General features: G+C 61.8%; 7 protein-coding genes and 1 pseudogene. 4 read left to right on the top strand and 4 right to left on the bottom strand.

Features of this window, described 5'->3' with window-relative positions; genetic code table 11:
- On the bottom strand, positions 1–283 hold a 283-nt coding region (locus tag VFL62_RS11770), incomplete at its 3' end, for a lipocalin-like domain-containing protein (RefSeq protein WP_325172549.1).
- Between the two features lie 205 nt (positions 284–488).
- Here VFL62_RS11770 and VFL62_RS11765 point away from each other — a divergent pair.
- Positions 489–1,073, top strand: coding sequence for a hemerythrin domain-containing protein (locus VFL62_RS11765; protein ID WP_325172548.1), 585 nt, complete (start codon positions 489–491; stop codon positions 1,071–1,073).
- 49 nt (positions 1,074–1,122) lie between these two features.
- On the opposite strand, the gene VFL62_RS11760 is transcribed toward VFL62_RS11765, so the two are convergent.
- Positions 1,123–1,368: an Lrp/AsnC family transcriptional regulator gene (locus tag VFL62_RS11760; RefSeq protein ID WP_325172547.1), complete on the bottom strand. Its 246-nt coding sequence runs from the start codon at positions 1,366–1,368 to the stop codon at positions 1,123–1,125.
- A gap of 123 nt (positions 1,369–1,491) precedes the next feature.
- On the opposite strand from VFL62_RS11760, the gene thiD reads away from it, so the two are divergent.
- Positions 1,492–2,292 (top strand): bifunctional hydroxymethylpyrimidine kinase/phosphomethylpyrimidine kinase, encoded by an 801-nt coding sequence (gene thiD, locus VFL62_RS11755; protein WP_325172546.1) that lies wholly within the window; start codon positions 1,492–1,494, stop codon positions 2,290–2,292.
- Positions 2,293–2,339: 47 nt separating this feature from the next.
- On the opposite strand, the gene VFL62_RS11750 is transcribed toward thiD, so the two are convergent.
- Together VFL62_RS11750 and VFL62_RS11745 are read right to left on the bottom strand one after the other, a co-directional pair.
- Positions 2,340–2,783, bottom strand: a complete 444-nt coding sequence (locus tag VFL62_RS11750; RefSeq protein ID WP_325172545.1) for a CBS domain-containing protein — start codon at positions 2,781–2,783, stop codon at positions 2,340–2,342.
- 370 nt (positions 2,784–3,153) lie between these two features.
- Positions 3,154–3,642: a lipocalin-like domain-containing protein gene (locus VFL62_RS11745; RefSeq protein ID WP_325172544.1), complete on the bottom strand. Its 489-nt coding sequence runs from the start codon at positions 3,640–3,642 to the stop codon at positions 3,154–3,156.
- A 612-nt stretch (positions 3,643–4,254) separates the two neighbouring features.
- On the opposite strand from VFL62_RS11745, the pseudogene VFL62_RS11740 reads away from it, so the two are divergent.
- Both VFL62_RS11740 and VFL62_RS11735 read left to right on the top strand, forming a co-directional pair.
- Positions 4,255–5,079 (top strand): annotated as a pseudogene (locus tag VFL62_RS11740) (alpha/beta fold hydrolase).
- Positions 5,080–5,172: 93 nt separating this feature from the next.
- Entirely contained in the window at positions 5,173–5,865 is a 693-nt protein-coding gene (locus VFL62_RS11735; protein ID WP_325172543.1) for a YoaK family protein, read from the top strand.
- The last annotated feature ends 890 nt before the right edge of the window (positions 5,866–6,755 follow it).

Raw genomic sequence — 6,755 nt, 5'->3', positions numbered from 1 at the left:
CGATCAGCGTGTTGAACAACTGCGCTCTCTCGCTATCGGCTTTTGCCGGCTTGCGGTCAGCTCCGGTCAACAGGAAGAAGACGCGCCCATCCGGCAGGAATGCGACGTAGCCGCTGGGCTTTTCGCCCATGACCGGCAGTTTCTCGCCGGTCGCCTGCACCTCCACGACATAGGAGCGCAATTTCCAGGTTCCGACGATGCTGCGGTTTTCCGCACTGAAGCATGGTCCCGCCACGAGGCTGGCGAGAAGCAACGCCGATGCGATCGAACAGGCCGTCCTCATGCTGCCGTCTCCACGCCGTTTCCGTAAGATATAGCTATCGGCCGGTTGCGCCGATGTGGCGTTGATGTGGCTCAAGGGCCGAACGCGCGCCGCACGCCAGCACGTTGAATCGCTGATGTCGCTCCCGGATGAAGTGTTTGATCTGGCGCAAAGCCGCCGATCGCGGGACGTATAACCTTAACAATCAACTTCACGGGTAAGCGCGATGATCATCCAACGTTTATCCCAGGAGCATCGGAACATCAGAAAGCTGCTCGCCGTGCTCGAGCGAGAGCTTGAGGTTTTCGATGCCGGCAAGCGTCCCGACTACGAAGTCGTTCGCTCGATCATCAGCTATTTCATGGTCTACACCGAGATATACCATCATCCTCAGGAGGATCTGGTATACGCCAAGCTCAGAATGCGCGATCCGGCGGCGGTCGAACGGCTCGGCAATCTCGCGCGCGAGCACCGATTGGGCACGCAGCGCCTGCAGAAGGTTGCCGAGGCCATCGAATTCGTGCTCTCGGATCGCGAAGGCCTGCGGCAGGATGTCGACAGCGTGGTCCGGGATTTCATCGCGCATGAGCGCCGGCACATGACGATGGAAGACCAGGAGTTCTTTCCCGCGGCGCTCAAGGCGCTCACGCCGGCCGACTGGAAGGAAATCGCCGCCGCCGTGGATCATCACCGCGATCCCGTCTTCAGCGATGTCGTCGAGGACCGCTTCAGGCGCGTGCGCGAATATATCCTGCAATTGGAAGCGGAAGCCGAAGCCGAACGAAGCGGGCCGGGCGTTCCGCCGCGTTAGCCGGTCAGCCCGGTTCGGTTACGATGAAGCGCCCGTTCTGCGCGCCACGCTAGGCGCCGCCGAATGCCTTGAAGGTGATGATGGTGTGGGTGTCCTGGATGCCGGGAATGACCTGCACCTTTTCATTGACGAAATGGCCGATATCGGTTCCCTCATCGACATAGAACTTGACCAGGAGATCGTAGTGGCCCGCGGTCGAATAGATCTCGGAGGCGATCTCGGCTTCCGCCAGCTTGTTGGCCACGGTGTAGGACTGGCCGAGCTTGCATTTGATCTGGACGAAAAAGGGCACCATCGCTGTCGTCTCCGAAAGGCTATTTGACCCTCAGTATAGCGCGCCGAACTTGCTGGCAACAGCACGGCGCGCTAGCGTTCTCCAGGGGGTAAATGGCCTCGGTTTGGGCGGCGAAAAGAGACGATGACCACACCCGTAGCGCTCACCATTGCCGGCTCGGATTCATCGGGCGGCGCCGGCATTCAGGCCGACCTGAAGACCTTTGCCGCCTTCGGTGTCTATGGCGCCTCCGCCATCACGGCGCTGACCGCGCAGAACACGCAAGGCGTGCGCAGCGTGCATCCGGTGCCGGCCGGTGTCGTGACCGCGCAAATCGAGGCCGTGTTCGATGATCTCGACGTCGCGGCGGTCAAGATCGGCATGGCCGTGCAAGCGGACGTCATCGCGGCGATTGCCACCAGCCTTTCGCGCCACAAGCCTCGTCACGTCGTGCTCGATCCGGTGATGGTGGCGACGTCAGGCGACCGGCTGTTGGCGGCGGACGCCGTGAAGCGCCTGCGTGACGAACTGATTCCGCTGGCGAGCCTGATCACGCCGAACTTGCCGGAAGCCGCCGCACTTCTGGGTGAGGATGTCGCCACCGGCGAGGCTGAGATCGCCGAGCAGGGAAGGCGACTGCTGGCGTCTGGTGCACACGCCGTCTTGATCAAGGGCGGCCACGGCAAGGGCGCCGAGAGCATCGATTATCTTATCGCAGGCGGCGCTGTGATCGCATTACCTGCGCCGCGCATCGCCACCGAAAATACCCATGGCACCGGCTGCTCGCTGTCGTCGGCGATCGCCGCGGGCCTCGCCAGGGGCCGGTCCCTGGAGACGGCAGTGCGCGACGCCAAGACCTGGATCTCGGGCGCGATCGCCGCCGCGGATCGCCTCAAGGTCGGCAAGGGCCACGGCCCGATCCATCACTTTCATCGCTTCGATTGATTGGATGGGAGTGCGACACTGATCGCGACGGCGCCGCGGTTCGTCCGTCAGCCGCCGGGGCCGTCCTTCATGATATAGCCCATCAGGTCGTCCACATTGTGCTCCAGATCCCGGATGATGTCCTTGACGACGTCTCCGATCGAGATCACACCCACGACCTTGCCGGCGTCCAGCACGGGCAGATGGCGAAAGCCGCGCGCAGCCATCATGGCCATGCAGCCTTGCAGCCGATCGTCCGGCTTGACCGTCACCGGCTTGCTGGTCATCACCTGGCTCACCGGCGTCCGCTTGGCATCGAGCCCGGGCAGCAGCACTTTGATGGCGCAGTCACCCTGGGTCACGATACCGACCAGCACCTCGTCGTCGATGACCAGCACCGACCGAACCCGGTTGTCGCGCATCTTGCGCAAGGCTTCGACGACCATGTCGGTGGAACGAACATGGATCAGGGCGCCACTCTTGTGGGCCAGAGCGCTTTTGACTGTGCTCATCGATCCCCCTCCGTGGGCCGCGTCCTTGCCCCGCACTGAATGTTAGTCGAAATATGTCGCCTTGTCAGCACCGCGCCGATGGCGTCGGACCCGGGGCGGACAGAACGCGCCATGATTCATATGCCCCATGATCGAGGCGCTTCATCAGACGTCTGCTGGGATGACAAGCGTAAACCGAACGCGGGCCGAGCCTGCATCGGCACGAGCCCGCAAGCGGACGAAGCGCGTCCGGGTTTGGGATGTCGGCATTCGGATGTCAGCTATGGGCCAGCATGAGGCTTATGCGACGTAACGGAAGGCGTCCGGCGAATGCATGCGCGGCGCATGCACTCATAGTCGCCCGGCTCGCGAAGGTGGGTTGTTCAAACTTCTATTTCGTTTTTTCGAATACAAGGAGGCTCCTCTGCATCCCCTTATCTGCCCAGTTTGGCATTATTCGCCACGTCGAAGTGACTTGAAGGCGATCCCCGTCTAGCTTGAAGAAGCGTGTTTGCTCGGTGCCCACCCATTCAGGGTTCCAAGCAACATCGACCTTCGTAATCCATTTGTCTCCTTCGAGACGGTACATGCCGGTGTAGGCGGCCATGCTGTTTAGCAGATCGGCGCGATCTTCGACCGTTTGTGGTGGCTTGCGCCCCTCTCCAGTCAGGACAAACATTACCCGTCCCTCAGCCGTGAAAATTGCGTATCCCGTAGGGGAGCGTCCGAAGACCGGTTCTTTCTGCCCGGTGGCCTGGATTTCAATTTCTTGAGAAACCAGTTTCCAGATACCGATCACCTTCTCACGGTCGTCGGCAAAGCTCGGATACGCCGCAATAAGCCACCCAATGATGGCAACAAGGCATTTCAACTTCGACATAAGAAGTTTCCCTCCAATGCTCTGCCCTTTTTGGTACTCGGTGGGCCGATACTAGCGAACTCCGCACGTCCTGCGGATGTCACTTACGGGCGAGAAGGCCACATTTGCAGACCTATGACCAACACCGAAGAAGGGATTAGCGACGCATCGGCCGCGACGACATGGCCGGTTGGTCCGACTACACGCCGGGCTTCTTCCGCTGCCAGTCCGGTACCCGTTGCTATGTCGAGAACCTTCATCCGGGGCGCAACCCCAGCGGCTCGAAGGAGGAACGGCAAGAAATATCGCGACACGTGGGCAAATGCGCGGTCGTACTCTGCAGCGGCCTCGTCGTGATACGCAAGCTCCTTTGCCATGTTCAGTCCCCACAAACCCCTGTTTAGCGATCGGCAAGATCATGCCCCCTCGAAGCAGGACGAGCAACAATGTATCCGCGTCTGCGACATAGCGGCGGAAGTCTCCAGGTCCGCATTGGGCCACAAGCCGAGGTCGCGCTGTGTCAACGCGTCGTCAAAAAGAAACCTAGGGGGCATATAGAAACAGATGAAGAGAAGATGTAACAACACCGCCGCCGTGCAATGACGCGCGCCGATATAGCCAATGGAGTGCCCCATGCCATCAATCATGACCAAAGACGGCGTCGAAATCTTCTACAAGGATTGGGGCAAGGGCCAGCCGATCGTGTTCAGCCACGGGTGGCCGCTGTCGTCCGACGACTGGGACGCGCAGATGATGTTCTTCCTCAATCACGGCTTCCGCGTCATCGCGCACGACCGGCGCGGCCATGGCCGCTCCAGCCAGGTCGCCGACGGCCATGACATGGATCACTATGCCGACGAACTCGCCGCTGTGGTGACGCATCTCGATCTCGAGCAGGCGGTCCACGTCGGCCATTCCACCGGCGGCGGTGAGGTCGTGCATTAACTCGCGCGCCATGGCGAGGGCCGGGCGGCGAAGGCGGCTATTCTCTGCGCGGTGCCGCCCTTGATGCTGAAGACCGAGTCCAATCCGAACGGCACGCCCAAGGAGGTGTTCGACGGATTCCAGGCCGCGCTCGCCGCCGGCCGCTCGCAATTCTATCGCGACGTCGCCGCGGGTCCGTTCTATGGCTACAACAAGCCCGGCGCCAAGCCGTCGGAGGCCGTGATCGCGAACTGGTGGCGGCAGGGCATGATGGGTGGCGCGAAGGCGCACTACGACGGCATCGTCGCGTTCTCGCAGACCGATTTCACCGAGGACCTGAAGAAGATCAAGCTGCCCGTGCTGGTGATGCACAGCGAAGACGACCAGATCGTGCCCTATGCCGCATCGGGGCCGCTGTCGGCCAAGCTTCTCAAGAACGGCACCTTGAAAACCTACCAGGGTTTTCCGCACGGCATGCCGACGACGGAAGCCGCGACCATCAACGCCGACCTGCTCGCCTTCATCAGGGGATAGATCAGCGGGCGCCGGACGCGGCGTAGCCATCGGCCTCCTTGATCGATAGAATCCGACGGGTCTTGATCATCAGGCCTGTCGGACATCCACTTCATGGCTTCAGCCCCGCCTCGTTCCATCCTGCCGCTGGTTCTCAGTTTCAATGCCGGCTTCGTCGACACCGCCGGCTTTCTCGCGCTGCAGGGGCTTTTCACCGCGCATGTCACCGGCAACTTCGTCACGCTCGGCGCCTCGCTGGCGCTCGGCACGTCAGGGGCGATCGCCAAGCTCTTGGCGCTGCCGGTGTTCTGTGCGGTGGTGATCGCGACGCGCTGGCTCGGCACGCTGCTCTCGCATCACGCCGCGCATCCGTTCACGCCGCTGCTGGCGCTCAAAGTGCTGCTCTTGATCGCGGGCTCGGCAATGGCCGTTCATTTCGGTCCGTTTCACGACGGCGATAGCTGGCAGGCGATTTCGACCGGCATGGTGCTGGTGGCCGCGATGGCGATCCAGAACGCAGTGCATCGCGTGCATCTTTCGAGCGCGCCGCCCTCGACGCTGATGACGGGCACCACCACGCAGGTGATGCTCGACATCGCCGATGTGATCTATCCGCGCGAGGGCGCGCAGGTTCAGACCGCGCGGCTGAGCCAGATGGCGACCAATGTCGTCGTGTTCGCGGTCGGCTGCGGCGCCGCCGCGCTCTTGTTCGCGCGCTTTGGCGTCTCGTGCTTCGTAGTGCCGCCGGTGGTCGGGGCGTTGGCGCTGATCATCCGGCTGGTCGAAGCCCCAAAAGCGGACTCCTGATCCCGGCTAGTCCTTGCAACTAACAGCGCGACTACGCCGAATGCGCCAAAACGCCGATTTCTCGTGGCGCTTCAATCTGATTCTAGCTGTCCAGTCCTCTCGCAAAAAATATTTCGCTTAAACCGACGGGCAAATCACTGGCAGTTCTTCGCCCGTCCCGCCCGAAGAGAGGGGCGTTGGCCATCGTCACAAACGTTGGGCGGGATGCGATGGACGCGATTTCCGTCATTGACGAGTGACGGAAAGGCGGACGGCGAAGTCGTGTGGTCCTGATGCCTCGACGCTGGCATCAACGCGGTGACGATGCTGACGCATCGCACCGGGGAGGGTGACAAGAAAGCCCGATCACCCGGGAGAGCGCGAAGCAAACCGTTAAAACCAGTCGCGCAGGGAAGGCCGGAATCGATCCGGTGAACCTGTGGTGAACTTATCTGCGTGCTTTCCATTTTGCACGCGGAGCTGCGGGTGCATTGGGCGCCCGGCTTTCCCTGCGCCCTCCGACTTCTTTGGGCACGGCACACGAACTCAAAGCCTCGCGCGAAAGCGGCGGGATTACGAAGGCGCGCCTTGAAGGGAACACGCTATTTGAAAGTCGAATCTGGGGGCTTGAGCGGCGGGCGTTCCCCGGACACAGCGCAGCGTGTTAACGGTGCGCTGTTGATCCGGGATCCATCCAGCCTTGTCCATTTAGCCTTGTCCATTTGGCTTTGGGGCCCGCATCTTCGCCGCATCGCTTCGCGCGGCATCGCGTGCGGGACACGGGAGTGTCCTGGGCCTGCTTTCGCAGGGATGACGATGAAGGGCCGAGTGGCTGATCGTTGTGCACGGCTCGTCCCCCTTTGTGTCGCGAGAAGCGCCGATTTTGCGGCCTCATTTTGGAGGTGCGGCGT

Origin of the sequence: Bradyrhizobium sp. (assembly GCF_035701725.1) — a bacterium.
GTDB lineage: Bacteria > Pseudomonadota > Alphaproteobacteria > Rhizobiales > Xanthobacteraceae > Bradyrhizobium.
This window is presented reverse-complemented; position numbering and strand designations above follow the sequence as displayed.

Coding starts and splice junctions, on each gene's coding strand:
- VFL62_RS11750 (WP_325172545.1), bottom strand. CDS start 2,783: ATGAGCACAGTCAAAAGCGCTCTGGCCCACAAGAGTGGCGCCCTGATC.
- VFL62_RS11735 (WP_325172543.1), top strand. CDS start 5,173: ATGGCTTCAGCCCCGCCTCGTTCCATCCTGCCGCTGGTTCTCAGTTTC.
- VFL62_RS11760 (WP_325172547.1), bottom strand. CDS start 1,368: ATGGTGCCCTTTTTCGTCCAGATCAAATGCAAGCTCGGCCAGTCCTAC.
- thiD (WP_325172546.1), top strand. CDS start 1,492: ATGACCACACCCGTAGCGCTCACCATTGCCGGCTCGGATTCATCGGGC.
- VFL62_RS11765 (WP_325172548.1), top strand. CDS start 489: ATGATCATCCAACGTTTATCCCAGGAGCATCGGAACATCAGAAAGCTG.
- VFL62_RS11745 (WP_325172544.1), bottom strand. CDS start 3,642: ATGTCGAAGTTGAAATGCCTTGTTGCCATCATTGGGTGGCTTATTGCG.